Below are 17,973 nucleotides of genomic sequence, written 5' to 3'. Positions count from 1 at the left end.
GAAACTATAGCGAACTATGTTGGGCCGAATTGATGATCGCACCAAAAAAGGCGAAACCAAAAATAAGAAAATACAGGATCCATAAAGCGATACAAGCTCCTACATTTATCCATAGCCACTTTTTTGCATTATCGGAATCCTGCTGTGCACCGATGATATCCCCTGCATAAAACTTCTTCTCCACGCGGGTAGCATACACAATGGAAGGGATACCTAAGGGCCAACAACAGAAAATGGTTGTAAGTATGCTCTCTACGAGGTACGTTTTTGGTGGGTATCCTGTTGGTGTGGGCGTACCATAATAGCCTTGTGGTACCTGCGGAAACGTCGTCGGCGCTTGATACGGACTACCGTAGTAAGGCTGATTTTCTCCTGTAAACAGCGGAATTAGTTCTTCAATATTTTTAGCTTGTATCCAGTTTGTTAAGCCTTCTGTCCAAATGTAGGTTTCGCCGGTTATACCTTTAAATTTGAGCTCATCAAGTGTGAATGGTCCTAGGCTGTTCTGCCCGTCGGTATAATAGTACTTTCGCATGGGGTTCAATATTAGTTATATAAATCTAAGAATTTTTTATGGGCAATGGTTAATGCTGGAAGTTTTTAGTTCGGACTTACGATATCATAGGGACATGAACCAAAGGCTCGCGCCAGCAAGTAAGGTCGGATCAACATGACCATGTAATAAAGATACCCCGGCGAAGATCAGCAACTATTACCTAAGACAACGATAATCTACCAACTACTATCTACGACCTTCTATCTAAAAACTAACAACTAATCCCTATTTTAGTATTATGGAATATAACCCTGTTTACGTAACGATCTTGGTTCTACTGATTGGAGTATTACTTATTTGGTATGTCTTCCGGTTTGTAGGCAACAAAAAGGTTGTGAAGGAAAAGATGGTCGATGCGACACATCTTGTTGATATCCTCACCGCTCACGTCTCCTTTTTTCAACGCCTCGATCCGGAGGCACAACAGCGATTTGTAAAGAGAGTGAACTACTTTCTTGCAACGACAAAAATATCAGCGGAGAAAGGAGCGGAGATTACCGAGGAAGATAAAGTATTGGTGGCGGCGAGTGCTACTATTCCATTATTTCACTTTGATAAGTGGTCTTATGAAAATTTGGATGAAGTTATTATCTATCCTGGTACTTTCGATGAAAGGTATGACACAGAAGCCTCTGATAAAAATATTTTAGGTATGGTTGGCGATGGTGTTATGCACCGTAAGATGATCCTCTCGCTTGCTGCTTTACGTGCTGGTTTTGCAAATTCGGCACCATCGAACACCGCCATTCATGAGTTTGTACATTTAATTGATAAGGCCGATGGAGAAGTCGATGGTATACCGGAGTACCTCATTCCCAAGAGTCTGATCGAACCTTGGCTTCATGAAATGCACAAGACAATACGGCTGATCCATCAAGACCGTTCTGATATCCGTGATTATGCAGGAACCAACCCAGCAGAGTTTCTCGCTGTTACATCCGAATATTTTTTTGAAAAGCCCAAACTCCTCAAAGAGGATCATCCGCAGCTGTATGCCCTCCTAGACGAGATTTATAGCAGCGAGGAAGACACGCCAGACGCTTAGATCGCCATCCTATTTGTTTCTCCGGTAGATGTTCGCTAATTTTGCGGCGAAATGAGTAAATGGTATAAGGGGTTCAAGCTGAGACGGATATATATCTATGCTATTGGTGCTATTTTATTGATAGGAATCGGAGTTATTGGACTGAAACTTATTGATAAGAAGCAGCGCGACTTAAATTATCGCATTTTGCGTGATGTCAGCGTCGAGAGTTCCTTAGTGATCCAGAAAGAGTTTGATATCCTCTATCAGCATGTAGACATGCTGAACAAGCTGCTATTACGAAACGATTACACCCTTGTCGACTCTTTGATTCCGAAGGATAGTATAGCAAGTAAGGTCGTGGCCGCCTACCTGATTACGAACGAGAAGGAAGGCACGCTTTATAAAAACTTTTCTTTGCCCTTTTCGTTGGACATCAGAACCTTTACGAATAACCTGCCTACCGATAGTGGGGCCCGTTTTCTGCAGGTTGGACAGTCAATGTATATTATCCGGCACATCCAATTAAGTCCGGATAAATCGGTGTACTGGTTTATCGATATCTTGAAAGTCAACGCCTACTTTTGGGGGTCCAAACTAAGTGCGAGATCCTATTTTGAAGTATATAATGACGAGGGGATTTGTGTCATACATCCTGATATGGCGAAGGTAGGGAAACCTAATCGGGAGAAGTTACAAAAGCTATCTGCAGTTAAAGATAGTGTGATAGAGTCGTCTTTTATCCGCATGGATGTGCTGGCTCGCGTGTATCCGCTGGAAGGCCTGCTTGGACAAGGGAAAATGATCGTTTCAGTTTTGCTGATGATGACGGCGGAGGATGTACAGGAGATATCCCAACTCACACTAGGTTTTGGTTTCGGCTTAATCTGCATTGCGATTCTTATGTTGCAATTGCTGTATAGCGACCGTAAAAAGTTGCAACGAGTCGAGCTTGATAATCTGCAATATGAAAAAGAAAAAGCCGTGATGCGTTTCGAGAATCTACGCGAGCAGATGAATCCACATTTTCTTTTCAATTCGTTAGGTTCTTTACAGCAGCTCATCGATAAAGACAATACCGTTGCCCGAAGTTTCGTTAGTAAGTTAGCACGGGTGTATCGGAAAGTCCTTCAATCCGATCGTTCCGGGCTATCCACAGTAGGCAGCGAGATCGAGCTGGCGCAGTCCTATAGTTTCTTACAAGAAATACGGTTTGGCAAAGCTTCATTTTCCGTTGTGGTGGATAATCTAAAAGTAGTGGAACTGCGTAAGATTCCACATCTAAGCCTACAGGTGTTGGTGGAAAATGCGATCAAGCACAACGAACTTTCAAGCGAGCATCCCTTACTTATAACGATAGAGCATGACGGTGATGCCTTGCTGGTCTCCAATGTTGTGCGACCAAAAACCCAAGCTGCTGATGCGCCAAAGGGTGGTTATGGCATTGCTTTTTTAGCTTCCGTTTATCAATACTACAGTGTGACAGGTTTTTACGCGCAGGAAGAAGAGGGAGTTTTTAAGGTCAGACTCCCGTTAATTTAGTTTTTTCTTCGTTTGAATATGCAGATTCACTCCCTTAATCTGCGCCTTCACGGAGTAAAGGTTTGTATGCCCTTGATTTCTTAGCATTTTAGCGTGTTCAAATTTTTGACCTCATTTTATCTACATGAAAAAACGTCATCTACATGGGTTAGCCATGTTTACTTTTACTTGCGTCTCTACCACCGTATTCTCTTCCTGTCAGCTGCTTGAACCGTATCAGAAAAAAGAACAATCAACAGCGATCAAAGCAGATACAGATACCACCAAGAAAGACAGTTCAAAACTTATTTCCTATGAAAAATTAGTGAAAGATGCACGTATTGATAGCGGTGTATTTCAGGTGATAGAAAAAGAGGGCAATTATTATTTCGATATCCCATTTCGTTTGATGGATAAGGACTTCCTGTTAATACAGAAAGTATCTTCAGTACCATTGGCAATAAACGAAGCAGGCGTAAACAAAGGGATGAACTTTGAAAATAAAGTTATTCGCTTTGGCCTCTATAAGAACAAAAAAGAAGTTTGGGTCAGCGAAATCAATCCACAAGTTCAGGTCAACAAAGATGCGGCGATTAAACAGTCTGTACTTGACAATTATACGCCTTCTTTTATTGAATCATTTAAAGTCGAAGGTTTTGGGAAAGACTCTTCTTCCGTTATCATAAAAATCAATAAAGTATTTGATGGCACGGAAAAGAGTTTTATGGATGTATTCAGTAGTCTTGGCTTAGGAACATCTCCTAAAACGGCCTTATCGACCATAGAGACTATCAAATCTTTCGAAAACAATATCATGGTGCGTTCGGTATTAAGCACCAAGGTGACAGAAGGCAATGCTTCGATTCCTATTACATTGAAAGTAACAAACAACATTTATGCATTACCGGAAGAACCGATGAAGGCTCGTTTTGCGGATCCTCGAATCGGTTACTTTACTACACCGATGTGGTACTTTTCGGATAAGCAACAAGAGGTAGACAAGCGAAACCTTGTTACGCGTTGGCGCTTGGAACCTAAAGAGGAAGATAAGCAACGCTACTTAGCGGGCGAATTAGTAGAGCCGAAGAAACCTATTGTTTTCTATATCGACCCGGCAACACCGGCGCAGTGGCGAAAAGAAATTATTGCTGGCGTCCACGACTGGCAGGTTGCGTTTGAGGCCGCTGGTTTCAAAAACGCCATTTTTGCAAAAGAAATGATGCAGGACAGCCTCCTCGATGTAGATAATGCGAATGTTTCTTCCATTGTATATGCTGCTTCATCGCAGGCAAATGCGATGGGACCATCAGTCGTCGACCCTCGTTCGGGTGAGATTTTGGAAGCTGATGTAATTTGGTGGCATAATGTAATGACGATTCTCAACAGCTGGATGCGTATCCAGACAGGGATTGTTGATACAACAGTACAAGGAAATACATTTTCGGAGGAAAAGATGGCGCATGCCATCCGTTTTGTATCGTCGCACGAGATTGGACATACCTTGGGTTTGATGCACAATATGGGCAGTTCATCTAGTTTTCCGGTGGATTCATTGCGTTCCCCATCGTTTACGTCCAAGATGGGGGGGACGGCAACCTCTATTATGGATTATGCCCGTTTTAACTACGTCGCGCAACCAGAAGATGGCGTAAAAGCTATTACTCCTGTGATTGGTTTATATGATAAATATGCAATTGCTTGGGCTTACCGTTGGAATGATAAAGCTACGCCTTGGGAAGAACTTCCTGCTTTGCGTCAGGAAATAGAAAAACATCAGCATGATCCACACTACTGGTATGGTGAGCAACAGGATGGCAAAAATGTGGTAGACCCACGTTCGCAATCCGAAGATTTGGGCGATAATGCGATGAAAGCAGGGCGATATGGTATTAAAAACCTAAAACGCATTATGCCGAATATCATCAAATGGACAACGCAACCTGGTGATGACTATGAGCGCGCCGGACGGTTGTACATGGGTGTTATCGGACAATGGTACACGTATGCGGATCATGTGATCAATAATATTGGTGGTATATATTTAGAAAATCCGGTTCTAGGAGATCATAAAGATGCCTATGCACCCGTACCAAAAGCGAAGCAGCAAGAGGCGCTGGACTATGTGAAAGAACAGGTGTTCGCTTTTCCTGATTGGTTGTTTGATAAGCAGATGATGACGAAATCTTTCCCGATGAAAGAAAGTCCGGTTGGCTTGTTTGAATACGCACCTTACAACTTGAAAAGAGAGTTTCAATATAGTTTGCTTTATAGCTTGGTAAAAGATGAACGTTTGTTGCGCATGACCGAAATGGAGCAGCTTTTTGGTAAGGATAAGGCATGGAGCGCTGAAGACTTTCTGGTCGCGGTCCGCAAAGATATATTTGCAAAAACAATGCGTAAAGAATCGTTGGATTTAGAAACACGGATGCTTCAACAAAACTATGTGGATGTATTGCTTGTTTCCACCAATAAGACAATGGAAAAATTAACGACGAAGAAGCTGGATATGGTGGATGCCTTTTTACATGTTGCACAGCCTGATTTTTGTGCAAACCACAACCATGGTTCACATAAAGCGGGGCTTCGCAATGTGCATGTTACTGGGATGAGCAGAACATCAGATATGTTGATGCAAAAGCGTATGGAGCTGATGGCAATTTATGAACTTTTGGGGCAATCGGCTGGAAACGGCGATTTGGCGACTAAGGCGCATTATCAGGATCTACGCTTACGTATTGGAAATACCTTAGAATTGAAAAAGTAAATCTTAACCTAATACAAAAAAAATGAACAAATTTTTACTCCTGTTTTTATTCTCCTGGCTGCAATTTGCGCAGGGACAGGAATGGGGAAAATGGAATGGGCAGGTGCTGGATGCGAAAACCCAAAAACCCGTGGTTGGGGCGACCATTATGGTAGAATCTTCGGCAGTTGCCGAGAATACAGCGATTCAAGGACAGATTCAACAATCTGCCTTAGGAACAGTAACGGACGAGAACGGTATGTTTACCTTGTCCTTGCCGAAGGGAGTTGCTAGTGTGACGATCTCTTTCGTTGGCTACGATACACAAAAAGTAGCGGTTAATAAGCTGCCGAAAACGATTCTGATGCAGCCGAATGATGCGACCTTAGAAGAAGTGATTGTTACCGGGTATACCGATATTAAAAAGCGTAAAAATACGACTTCGTATACCAAAATTAAAGCTGATGAAATTCAGCAAATCGGGGTTTCTGGGATTGATCAGATGTTAGAAGGACAAGTAGCCGGATTACAGTTGATGAACCTGAACGGAGGGCCCAATAGTGCGCCACAGATTCGTATTCGTGGTACGGTTTCAACGAATGGTACGCAAGATCCTTTATGGGTAATTGATGGTTTACCGATTGAAGGTACGGCATTGCCGAATAGCTTTGATAAGGATAACTTGAATAACCTAACGAATCTACCTATCGCAGGAATCAACCCTGACGATATCCAGGATATTACGGTGTTGAAAGATGCGGCTGCAACCTCGATTTACGGTGCGCGTGCGGCAAATGGTGTTATTGTTATCACCACTAAACGCGGTAAGAGCGGTCCATCGCAGGTTTCTGTATCGGCGAATACCTTCATTAATCAGAAGCCTGATTTTGATCGTCTGAATTTGATGAACGCAAGTCAAAAAGTAGATTTTGAATTAGCGATGGCTGGACGTACAGACTTGGATTACCGTACGGATAAAGGGGCTATAGCACGGATTTTATCAGGATCATCGGAGTGGGACGTATACCGCAAGAACGGTTTCTCCGGGCTAAGCACGGCAACACAGCAAGCGATTAATAGTTTACGTACGCAGGGCACCGATTGGGGAAACACGCTGTATCGTAATTCGTTGAACCAACAATACACAGCTTCGGTTTCAGGTGGTAATGATGCACATCGTTACTATATTTCTGCTGGTTTCTATGATGAACAAGGGGCAACCCAAAGTGTGGATATGCGCCGCTATACTTTATCTTTTAATAACGACTTCCGTATAAGCAACACACTTAAAGGTGGGCTAAGCTTAATGGGTGGATCGACAGAACGGAACAACCCGTTACAAGATGTCGATGCATTTGCAAACCCGAGCGTATATGCGCGGACGGCAAATCCGTATTTACCGATAAGAGATGCGAACGGCAACTATGTGTATGATCCCGATATCGAAGGATATTCAAACGATACCTATATTCCGTTTAATAGTATGGAGGAGCGGACAAATACGCGCTATAACTTAAATAATAAGAGTTTAAAGGCTATTACATTTTTAGAATATCAAATTATTCCATCCCTTTCCCTTCGTTCCGAATTGGGGATGCAGTTCGAAGAAATTGGTATCGAGAAGTTTGCCGATAAAGAATCGTACAATACCAGGAAGCTACGCGCTGCCACACGATACTATGATAGTGCAAGTAAAGAATATAAGTATTTCTTACCTGATGGAGGCATGATTGACAACAGTCATAACCGTACGTTCCAATACAACTGGAAGAGTTTTGCGCAATACCGCAAAGAGTTTGGTGGTCGCCATGAAGTAGAAGTGATGGCAGGTACGGAGTTACGTCGGACCAACAGTAATGTCGTGTCGACAAAAGGCTTTGGGTATGACCCACGCACCTTAACAACACAATCTATTGTATTTCCGAATAGCAACTTCGCAACGGATGCCCGATTTAGACAATATGCAAAAGGTATCGGTGAGACGGCTTATGCATCTTTCTATGCAAACGCAGGTTATACGTTGGATGGTAAGTATAATGTATATGGAAGTATTCGGTACGACGGGTCGAATATGTTTGGGGTAGATCCTAAATATCGTTTCCTACCGATTTGGTCCTTATCAGGTTCTTGGAATGCATCGCAAGAAGAGTTTATTAAATCGATCGATGTAATTTCTAATTTGCGTGTTCGCGCTTCTTATGGTATCCAAGGAAATATAGACCGTAATACGTATCCATTTATTATCGGTAATTATGGCAATGCGATTATTACGCCGGGAAACAATGAGGAAACGATCGTGGTTACTGCGCCTGCAAATGATAAACTACGTTGGGAGAAGACTAAATCTTGGAACCTAGGGCTAGATATCGGCTTGTGGGAAAATAGATTGAATATTACGGCCGATTACTACAACAGAACAAGTACCGACTTAATTGGGTACAGCATGTTGCCGTTGGAGAATGGTTTTGAACAAGTACAGCGTAACTGGGGTTCCGTGCGTAATGAGGGAGTGGAATTAACTATTTCTAGTCGCAATATTCAGCGTAAAGGATTTACTTGGTCTACAGATTTTAATATTGCGCACAACAGCAATCGTATGTTACGCGTATTGAACAATCCGCAAGCATATAATATGACGATGCGTGAAGGTTCGCCGATTAATTCATTGTTTGTATTGGAGACCGCTGGACTGGATGCTGATGGACTTATGCAGTTCAAGGGCGTTGATGGTCAGGCTGTGAGCTTTGAGGATTTTTATGGACTTTATGACCAATGGGCAGATTTCTTCCCTGGCGTGATGACAGGAAGTAACTTAACGCGTGAAGAGTATCGTAATAAATTCTCGTATAAAGGGAGTCTAGATCCAAAATTTGTAGGTGGTATGACGAACCGTTTTACGGTGTCTAATTTTGATTTTGCGGTTACGGCTGCATTCAATATTGACCGGTGGATGAAGGCTAGGCCTTTCTATAACCCGGCTACCGTGGATCGCGGGGCTAATCAAGTACAGTCTTTACAAGATATTGCCTCCGGTTCTTCAAATGTATACCAAGCCATCGGTAGTACCAATAGCGAGTTGAACGACCGCTGGATGGCCTACAGCTGGATGTTGGATAAAGATCCGGTAAAGAGCTATGAGATGCTGGATATTTGGGCGAAGAAGATGAGCTATGTACGGATCACGAGTATTCGATTAGGCTACACCTTACCTAAAGTGGCAAGTGCGAAGATAGGCGCTTCTAATTTACGCGTAAGTGTTGAAGCACGTAATCCATTTGTGTTCGGATCTAGCTATAAAGGCTACTTCGATCCTGAATCATATGGTAACATATATGCGCAGCCAATTACTAAATCATTTGCTGTTGGTTTGTCTGCTCGTTTTTAGTCTTGATAATGATATTTAATATGAAAAAAATAGTTTTTTATATCTGCTTACTATCTGTGGGGACGTTGTCTTTACAGTCCTGCGATAAGTACCTGGATATTCAACCGGTGGGTACGGTAGTCCCGAAAACTATCGAAGATTTTAGAGGTTTGATGACCAGTGGTTATCAAGGATTCCCTTCGCATAAGTCGTATTTGACGTTACGTACGGATGAGGTACTGCTAGACGAATATTCTACAGATGTGGCTTCGGTTAAAGATATCTACTTGTGGAAAGATGCTAATCCGGATCCTAACACGATTTCGATGCCTTATGTAGGTTTCTATAAGAGTATTTTCTATGCTAACCACATTATCGCCAATATTGATACGGAGGTGGGTAGTACTACGGAGGCGAAGCAGGTAAAGGCAGAAGCTTATTTGATGCGTGCCTATGCACATTTTGAACTGTTAAATCTTTATGCGGATAACTATTCCACTGCAAATGCAGGTAAGCGTGGTGTGCCATTATCGTTGAAGGTAGATCTTGAGCAAGTATTTGTTCCGGCTACGATCGAACAGTCGTACGCGCAGGTGATGGCTGATATGAAAGAAGCAGCATCGTTGATGCAGGTGGTAGATCAAGATGCCAAAGTGAAATATAGATTTAGTAAACGAGTGTTGCATGCATTTGAAGCGCGTGTTCACTTGTATCGTAGTGAATGGCAGGAAGCGTTAGCGGCAGCAGAAGCAGCGTTGGCAATCAATGGGGATTTGGAAGATTTGAATGTGACCAGCGCGTTGTTACCAAGTGATTTTCAGTCCAAAGAGATGATCCTTTCTTTGGAAAAGGTGGCTATCCCTTCCGTAAAAAATTCAACCTATATCTCGACCAGTCTTTTAAATAGCTATAACAAGGATAACGATATGCGTTTTGTGCGTTACTTCCAGAAACGTGGCGGCGATTATATATCGTTAAAGGGTGGTGATAATAAGTATAACGTAAGTTTTAGAAATGCGGATTTATACCTTATCGTTGCTGAAGCGTATGCACAGTTAGGGAATACGGATAAAGCGGTCGAAAAGCTTGGTGTTTTACTACAAAAACGATTGAAGCCTACATACTATACACAGCAAATGTCGGCCTTGTCGAAGGAGGGTGCTACGCAACTGTTGGTTTCTATAGCGGCCGAACGGAATCGTGAATTGGCGCTCGAAGGCCAGCGTTGGTATGACTTGAAACGTAGTACGCGACCAGAAATTACACACTCTTTTGTCGGCACTGATTATGTCCTGCGTGCAAACGACCCCCGTTATGTTATTCGTTATCCGCAAGTGGCGATTGACAATAACCCGGAGCTCGGTTTTTAGCATTTCATTTGTTTATATATTGGTTAGTTTTCCCCGCTTCTTTGTTGAAGCGGGGATTTTTTTTAATTTCACCTCATGGCAGTGTATATTCTAATTGTGGAGGATGAAGATTGGGCTAAAGATAGCCTGGTGGAGATGCTGATGGATGTGTCATGGTTGGATTTTGAGCTTACACACCATAAGACGATTCGCGATGCGGTGGCTTGGTTATCGACCAATAAAGTGGATCTTATCTTTATGGATATTCATCTGGGGGATGGACTGAGTTTTCACATATTCGATCAGGTAGCAGTAAAGTCTCCTGTGATTTTTACGACGGCCTTTGATTCGTATGCCTTAGAAGCTTTTCGTAATCAGGGATATGCATATTTGCTAAAGCCATATGATGAGGCTGAATTGGAGGAAGCTTTGTTGCGAGTGAAACCGCTGTTACCACAAAAAACACCCACTGTTCAGGCTTTTAAAAATCGTTTCCTCGTGAAGTATGGTATTCATCTAAAGTCTATTGCAGCGGATGAAATCGCTTATTTTATGGCAGAGGATAAGTTGCTTTATGCCACTTTACATAGCGGAGATGAATATATTGTGGAGGATACGATTACCAGTCTCTCGGACCGATTGGATCCGAAACGTTTCTTTCAGGTAAATCGTAAATTTATTGTTTCTATTGCGGCGATTATTGATATGGTTAAATTGAGTCGTAGCCGTATTCGTTTATCGTTGCATCCGCCTGTTGTATCTGGAGCGGAAGTGATTGTGAGCGAAGATAAGTCGAATGACTTTCAGCGTTGGCTGGGGGAGTAGTTCCAACTGCCCTTATTTTACCTTTATTTTCAGTTATAACGAATACCGGGTCGGACAAATCAGCTGTTTTACAAGCGATTCAATAAAAAAAAAGTGAAATTTTTATTGCATAATAAAAATTACTTGTATATTCGTTTACGTACACAATAGTATTTAAGGCTCTTTCCTTACATAGAATTGATGTGCTATTATAAACTTAAGATCTATTGTAATTGTACTAATGTGTCCCCTGTGGATTCATAGCCAATAAGAGGCATCCTGTCTATATTATGGCAATGTATCTGCTGTGAACCTGGAAGTGTTTCATGATAGATTATTATTAATCGATAAATCAATAAAATAAATTTAACATTATGAGATCAAAAATCTACATGCTTTGTTTCTTTTTGAGTTCTCCTTTTCTTCCTGTAAATCACCTGTACGCGCATGCTATTGGACGGATGGCGGTTATAGGCCATGATCAGGAGAAGGTTTATGGAAAGGTTACAGACGCGAACAATCAACCTTTGTCTGGTGTTACGATTAAAGTTAAAAACAGCCCAATGACTGTTTCAACAGATGCAGAAGGAAACTTTGAGTTGTTAGGGCAACTTCAGGATAAAACTTTACTTTTGACTTATGTCGGGTACGTACCCAAAGAGGTTCTGGTGCAAAATAATGCAGCTTTGCAGATTATTTTGGAAGCTGACAAAAATGATTTGGAAGAGGTTGTTGTAGTGGGTTATGGAACGCAGAAAAGAAAGGAGCTAACAGGGTCGATATCTTCCGTCAAAGCCGCTGATATTGAGAAGGTATCTAGTAATTCGTTTACAGGTGCAATCCAAGGAAAAGTTCCTGGCGTTACGATTACGCAAACTAGTGGTGCACCAGGTGGGTCGAGCTCGGTAAGAATTCGAGGAGTAGGAACGACAGGCGGAAATCAACCGTTATACGTTATAGATGGTTTTCCAGTTGGGGGGAGCAACATGGGCATCAGTGGTAGTTCAGACCAGGTAGACGGCATGTCTATTGTTAACCCAAGTGATATTGAATCTATTGAGGTACTAAAAGATGCGGCGGCGGCTTCCATTTATGGTGCACGGGCTGCAAATGGTGTTATCTTAATTACTACAAAACGCGGAAAAGAGGGACGGACATCACTGGATCTTAATGCATATACTGGTTTTCAGAATTTATGGAAGCGACCAAAGTTCCTAAATGCGGAGCAGTTTGCGACTTTAGCGAATGAGTTGTATCGTAATTCGAATATGACACCAAACCCCGAATGGGCCAACCCGAAGGATCTTGGAGAAGGAACAAATTGGATTAATGAAGTTTTTCGTATAGCTCCTATGTATAATGTTGATGTGTCGATGACCGGAGGGAATCAGAAAGTGAAAAATGCCTTGTCACTTGGGTATCGTGATCAACAAGGTACATTGATCGAGACGTGGAATAAAAGATACACTGGACGCGCTAACATGGATATAAAAGTTGGGGAACGGTTGAAATTTGGGGGAAGTCTGGCATTCGCATACACGCAAGCAAAAGGGCAACAAAATGAGGATTTTCGATTAGGTATTTTCAATCTTGCACAACAATTTTATCCAACTCTAGGCTTAGAGGATGTGGTGAGTGGTTCGTCTGCGTATTATTCAACACAAGGTGATAATCCCTATCTCCGTGCGAAGAGTAGAGAAAACTTCCTACGTAATATGCGTATGTATGGGAATGCCTTTGGCGAGGTTACTATTGTAGATGGATTGACTTTCCGTTCGAGTGTAGGTTTAGACTTTAACTCCAATCGTTCAAGTACCTGGGAACCCAAGGTACAGCGTGGATTTTACAGTAATCCACAAGCAATCTTAGGAGAGACACAAACACAGGGACTGAATTGGTTATTGGAGAACACTTTGAATTACAATAAAGTGATAGACAAACATAGCGTGTCCGCTATTATCGGTCAGACCGCTCAACGTAATGCGAGCGATTGGATTTCGATCACGGCACGAGAGTTTCAGAATGAAACTATCCGTGTGGTAAACACGAGTTCTGATGCCAACAGGAGAGGTTCTGGGACAGGGTCTGTCTATACATTAGCCTCTTACCTTGGACGAGTCAATTATGCCTATGATAATAAGTACCTCTTTTCTGCGAGTATTCGTCGGGATGGTTCATCTAATTTTGGACCGTCTTATAAATGGGGAAATTTCCCTTCGGTTTCTGCGGGTTGGAATATCTCAGAAGAAGATTTTTTCAATCAGTCAGGACCCATCAATAACTTGAAGCTCCGTGCAAGTTGGGGACAATTAGGAAATGATGCTATTGGAGCCTTTGGCTATTCGAGCACGTTTGGGTTAGGTCGTGTGGTTGATAATTACATCTTGGGCACGGGGCAAGGGTTGGTAACAGGAGCGAGTATGATTCGTCCTGGGAATAGCGATTTAAAATGGGAGACAAGTGAGCAACTGAATTTTGGACTCGATGTAAGCTTCCTTAATAATCGGGGTTATATGACTGCTGAATATTATATCAAAGATACCCGTGATATGCTGGTCAGTTTACCAGTATCCTTAGAAGCTGGCTTTGAGTCCGCTCCGTCGGTAAATGGGGGTAAAATTCGTAACCAAGGTTTTGAACTCTTGTTGGGCTATGGTGGCGGTAGTTCATTCAAGTATGATGTCAGTGTGAATCTATCAACATTAAAAAATAACGTTATATCCATGGGGGCAGGTAATCCGATATCAGGGCCTATTGTGGGCTTTACAAGTATGAATACTTCCTATACGGAGGTGGGCAAGCCTATCGGTTACTTTAGAGGATATATGGTTGACGGTATTTATCAATCTAATGGTGAGGTAGATAAGGCTTTTCAGCCGAATGCGAGTGCGGGTGACTTTCGGTTCCGCGATATAAATGGTGATAATGCTCTTACAGATGCTGATCGTGTAATGTTGGGAACGCCTTGGCCAACGCTAACTTATGGAATGAATATGGATTTTTCATACAAAGGATTCGATCTGAACGTACTGTTTCAAGGTGTATCTGGTAATGAAATATTCCATGTTAACAAATTTACGACCTATCCTGTGAAGTACTTTGGTGGTAGTGGTGTGATTAATGCTTCTGCGGATGTTTTGAATCGTTGGACTCCCGAGAATGGAGGAAACACCGTGCCTATTTTGAAATATACCGACCTCAATGGAAACTATGCTAATCTATCTTCTTTTTATGTGGAAGATGGATCCTACTTAAGACTACGAAATGTGACCTTAGGCTATACGCTTCCTGATCCCGTGTTTGCGAAGACGACATTCATCAAGCGCGTCAGAGTTTACGGTTCGGTTCAAAATGCGTTGACATTCACTAAATATTCGGGATTTGATCCAGAGGTTGGTTCAACAAATCCTTTGGCAAGTGGGGTAGATGATGGGGTTTATCCGATGCCACGAACGTTTATGTTTGGTTTGAAAGCTAGTTTCTAATCTATTAAATACAGATAAGATGAAAATATTAAAAAATATTGTATGCGTTGCTTTGCTGAGTTCAGCGACTGCTTGTAGCAGTGATTTTCTTACCCTTTCACCTACTGATGTCCTTGTCGAAGACAAGTTTTTTACGAGTATTTCTGATGCTGAAGCGGCGTTGATAGGGGCTTATGGTGCATTGCAGAAGGAAGAGGCATTTACTAATGTGCGCGATGCAGCGGATATAGAGTGGGCGATTTCAGGCGATATGTATGAGATGGATGGGAGTGCGAATCGAATAGAACTGCATTCCTTGGCCTTTCCGTCGACCAACACGATTTTGCGGGATATGTATACGGCAGCTTACTTGGGTATTAGTCGCGCAAATGTGGTGATCGCTAAAGTTTCTGCTATGGCAGATGGAGATGCTTTAGCGAAAAAGCAAATTATAGGGCAAGCCAAGTTTCTTCGTGCTCTCTTTTATTACCGATTGGTTACCTATTTTGGCGGTGTACCTTTAATAATAACGCCGCTAGATGCTAGTTCTGAGTTGCAGATACCACGAGCCTCAGCGGCAGAGGTGTGGACGCAGATAGATCGGGATCTGGAGGAAGCAAAGGTGGATCTTCCGGTGCGTTGGACGGGAAATCAAGTCGGTAAAATTACTTCGGGGGCATGCAAGGCACTTCTAGGAAAATCCTTTTTGTGGCAAAAAAAATATGATAAAGTCGTTACCGTAACAGAGGAGTTATTCTTGGAACAGCGGTATGTTTTATTGCCAGACTATCGGTCCATCTTCATGGAAAGTAATGAGAATAATGATGAGATTTTATTCTCTACACAGTTTAAGGAGGGGGTTGATGCGGAGGGTAATAATTTAGTGAAGCGTACTGCTCCGAGAGGTGCGCCGGCAGAATTTACAGGTGGAGCTGCCTGGAGTAACTTTGTGCCTCAACAACATTGGGTTAATGCGCATGAGAAGGATGGTGCAGGGAAAATCAAGGACAAAAGGTATTGGACCTCTATTATTGGGCCTGGGGAAGCACATCAGGATATGCCGGCCTTTATCATGCCGACAAATGTGCCAGCAGGATGGTCCAAATCTGGTTATATTATGACGAAGTATTGGCAAAAACCAACGTTGAATAATTCGGGTGTTAATGCACCTGTAATCCGATTTGCAGAGGTATTGTTGAATTACGCAGAAGCACTCAATGAACTTGACCAGCGAGGAAAGGCTATTGATCAGGTTAATAAAATACGTAAGCGTGCTGGTTTGACAGACCTCGGACAAGGACTCTCAAAGGAACAGGTGTTGGATGCGGTTTTTAAAGAAAGACGTATGGAGTTTATATGGGAACCGACAGGTGGATTCTCGGATTTGAACAGGAGTGGACGTTTTCTTAAGTTTATTGAAGCCGAACGTCCTAATTTTGCAGAATTAAATATTGGACAGAAGCCCTGGCTCATGACGAAACCTATCGTGTTTCCAATTCCAAGGGATGCTTGGGATAGGAATAAAGCCCTGGATCAGAATGAACATTATAGTTACTAAAAAACGCCTCCATATGGAGGCGTTTTTTGATGTTCTTATTCACGGCTTTTTAGGCGTATAAACTCTCTACATTTGTTGCATGCAGCACAGCCTTCTGTATTTGCCATGGGTGTCCTATTTTCAGTTAGAGATAAACACGTTGTCCCGTTTTGGCGCTTTCATAAATAGCACAAATAAGTGCTACAGATTTTTTTCCTTCTACGGCATCAATTAAAGGAATATTGTTGGACACTAGTGCTTCAATGAAATTTTGAATTTGTAGTTGGTGACCATAATGTGTGATCGCCATGGGATCATTAACACCTCCTTGTGCTAAAGGACCTTCGGTCATTGGCTTAATAGAACTGGTTTGGGGTTGCGCATGAAACTCCCAAAACGAAATTTTATCTTCTTCTAAGACAACGGTGCCTTTAGTGCCAACGATTTCAAGCCTCTTTGGTGTGCCCGGAAATGCTGCTGTTGTACACTCAATAACACCTAGGGCGCCATTTTTAAATTTGATATTTGCAACAATACTATCTTCGACCTCTATTTGGTGATGTAAGCGGTTGCTGCTAATCGCCTGCACAAATACCGCTTCACCCATATACCAGAGCAGCATGTCTACTGCATGAATACCCTGGTTCATCAATGCGCCTCCACCATCCAACTGCCAAGTGCCACGCCATGCGGCAGATTGGTAGTATGCCGGACTACGATGCCATTTGATACTCGCGCTACCCATGACAAGGTCTCCAAAATACCCTTGCCGAAGTTGTTCTTTTATCTTTTGGCTATTGGGGTAAAAACGGGTAGGAAATATTGTGCCGACCTGTACGTTATATTCTTCCGCTAATTGTATAATACGGTTACATCGCTCCACCGTGATTTCGAGTGGTTTTTCAATGAGGCAATGTTTCCCGGAACGAATAACCATCTCTGCAATTTCCAAGTGTGCACCTGAAGGCGTACAGATTGTAATGATATCAATGTTTTCGTCCGCGAGCATTGCCGTTAGGTCATCATAAACTTTACAGCCGTGAATTTCACCGAACGCTTTCGCTTTTTCATATGTACGATTGTAGACACCAACAAGTTGAGCTTGTGTAGTGTGCTGGATTGACACCGCATGGATCGAAGCAATAGCACCCGTTCCGACGATTCCAAATCTGAAATTTTTCTCCTTCATGAAATCCTTTTATCAGGTTTATGTATGATTTTTTTTGGTTTGTATTTCAATTGACTACACGACTAATATAATCTTTTTTAAAAGACAATAGTACAGCTTATATAAAATGTTACAATTAACGTTAACGTACACTTTGTAAATTAAGCCTGTTATTTTGCTAAAAGGAATTTATGCTACTTTGTGATTTTTTTTATTCAAAAATGTTGGAAGACTAAATCAATTCTCTTACTTTGGTAAAATTATAATCCTAAAACCAAGATTTTTCGAAAGAGGCGCAAGGCCAAGCTATTTGTAGAGAGGTGGTCAAAAAATAGAGCTTGCTTATTTTACGGTAACGTTACCGTAAAATAAATAGTATAGTTGGAATGTCATTTATGTCTTCGCTTAGGAGAATGCGAGGGCGTGTTTGGAACGATAGAAAA

The 17,973-nt window shown here is 42.2% G+C and carries 10 protein-coding genes; 8 read left to right on the top strand and 2 right to left on the bottom strand.

Going from position 1 to position 17,973, the window contains the following annotated elements; all coding sequences use genetic code 11:
• Positions 1 to 4: 4 nt before the first annotated feature.
• The gene (locus tag E2P86_RS16430) at positions 5 to 535 is read right to left on the bottom strand and encodes a CD225/dispanin family protein (RefSeq protein WP_085473314.1); all 531 of its coding nucleotides are present in this window, start codon (positions 533 to 535) and stop codon (positions 5 to 7) included.
• A gap of 259 nt (positions 536 to 794) precedes the next feature.
• Here E2P86_RS16430 and E2P86_RS16425 point away from each other — a divergent pair, with 259 nt between their 5' ends.
• The 8 genes from E2P86_RS16425 (at position 795) to E2P86_RS16390 (ending at position 16,383) form a co-directional block, all read left to right on the top strand.
• Entirely contained in the window at positions 795 to 1,601 is an 807-nt protein-coding gene (locus E2P86_RS16425; protein WP_134433788.1) for a M90 family metallopeptidase, read from the top strand.
• Between the two features lie 51 nt (positions 1,602 to 1,652).
• Positions 1,653 to 3,122 (top strand): histidine kinase, encoded by a 1,470-nt coding sequence (locus E2P86_RS16420; RefSeq protein WP_134433787.1) that lies wholly within the window; start codon positions 1,653 to 1,655, stop codon positions 3,120 to 3,122.
• A gap of 124 nt (positions 3,123 to 3,246) precedes the next feature.
• Positions 3,247 to 5,865: a zinc-dependent metalloprotease gene (locus E2P86_RS16415; protein ID WP_240775531.1), complete on the top strand. Its 2,619-nt coding sequence runs from the start codon at positions 3,247 to 3,249 to the stop codon at positions 5,863 to 5,865.
• A gap of 22 nt (positions 5,866 to 5,887) precedes the next feature.
• Complete coding sequence (locus E2P86_RS16410; RefSeq protein WP_134433786.1) at positions 5,888 to 9,229, top strand: SusC/RagA family TonB-linked outer membrane protein; 3,342 nt, start codon at positions 5,888 to 5,890, stop codon at positions 9,227 to 9,229.
• 20 nt (positions 9,230 to 9,249) lie between these two features.
• Positions 9,250 to 10,578, top strand: a complete 1,329-nt coding sequence (locus tag E2P86_RS16405; protein WP_085473392.1) for a RagB/SusD family nutrient uptake outer membrane protein — start codon at positions 9,250 to 9,252, stop codon at positions 10,576 to 10,578.
• Positions 10,579 to 10,653: 75 nt separating this feature from the next.
• Positions 10,654 to 11,382 (top strand): LytR/AlgR family response regulator transcription factor, encoded by a 729-nt coding sequence (locus tag E2P86_RS16400; protein ID WP_134433785.1) that lies wholly within the window; start codon positions 10,654 to 10,656, stop codon positions 11,380 to 11,382.
• A 353-nt stretch (positions 11,383 to 11,735) separates the two neighbouring features.
• On the top strand, positions 11,736 to 14,846 hold the full coding sequence (locus E2P86_RS16395) for a SusC/RagA family TonB-linked outer membrane protein (protein ID WP_134433784.1): 3,111 nt from the start codon (positions 11,736 to 11,738) through the stop codon (positions 14,844 to 14,846).
• Between the two features lie 19 nt (positions 14,847 to 14,865).
• Positions 14,866 to 16,383 carry a RagB/SusD family nutrient uptake outer membrane protein gene (locus E2P86_RS16390; protein ID WP_085473308.1) on the top strand — a complete coding sequence of 506 codons (1,518 nt, stop codon included), beginning with the start codon at positions 14,866 to 14,868 and terminating at the stop codon, positions 16,381 to 16,383.
• 124 nt (positions 16,384 to 16,507) lie between these two features.
• On the opposite strand, the gene E2P86_RS16385 is transcribed toward E2P86_RS16390, so the two are convergent.
• Positions 16,508 to 17,551: a Gfo/Idh/MocA family protein gene (locus tag E2P86_RS16385; protein ID WP_134433783.1), complete on the bottom strand. Its 1,044-nt coding sequence runs from the start codon at positions 17,549 to 17,551 to the stop codon at positions 16,508 to 16,510.
• Positions 17,552 to 17,973 lie beyond the last annotated feature (422 nt).

The organism is Sphingobacterium psychroaquaticum, from assembly GCF_004421025.1.
Classification (GTDB): domain Bacteria; phylum Bacteroidota; class Bacteroidia; order Sphingobacteriales; family Sphingobacteriaceae; genus Sphingobacterium; species Sphingobacterium psychroaquaticum.
This window is presented reverse-complemented; position numbering and strand designations above follow the sequence as displayed.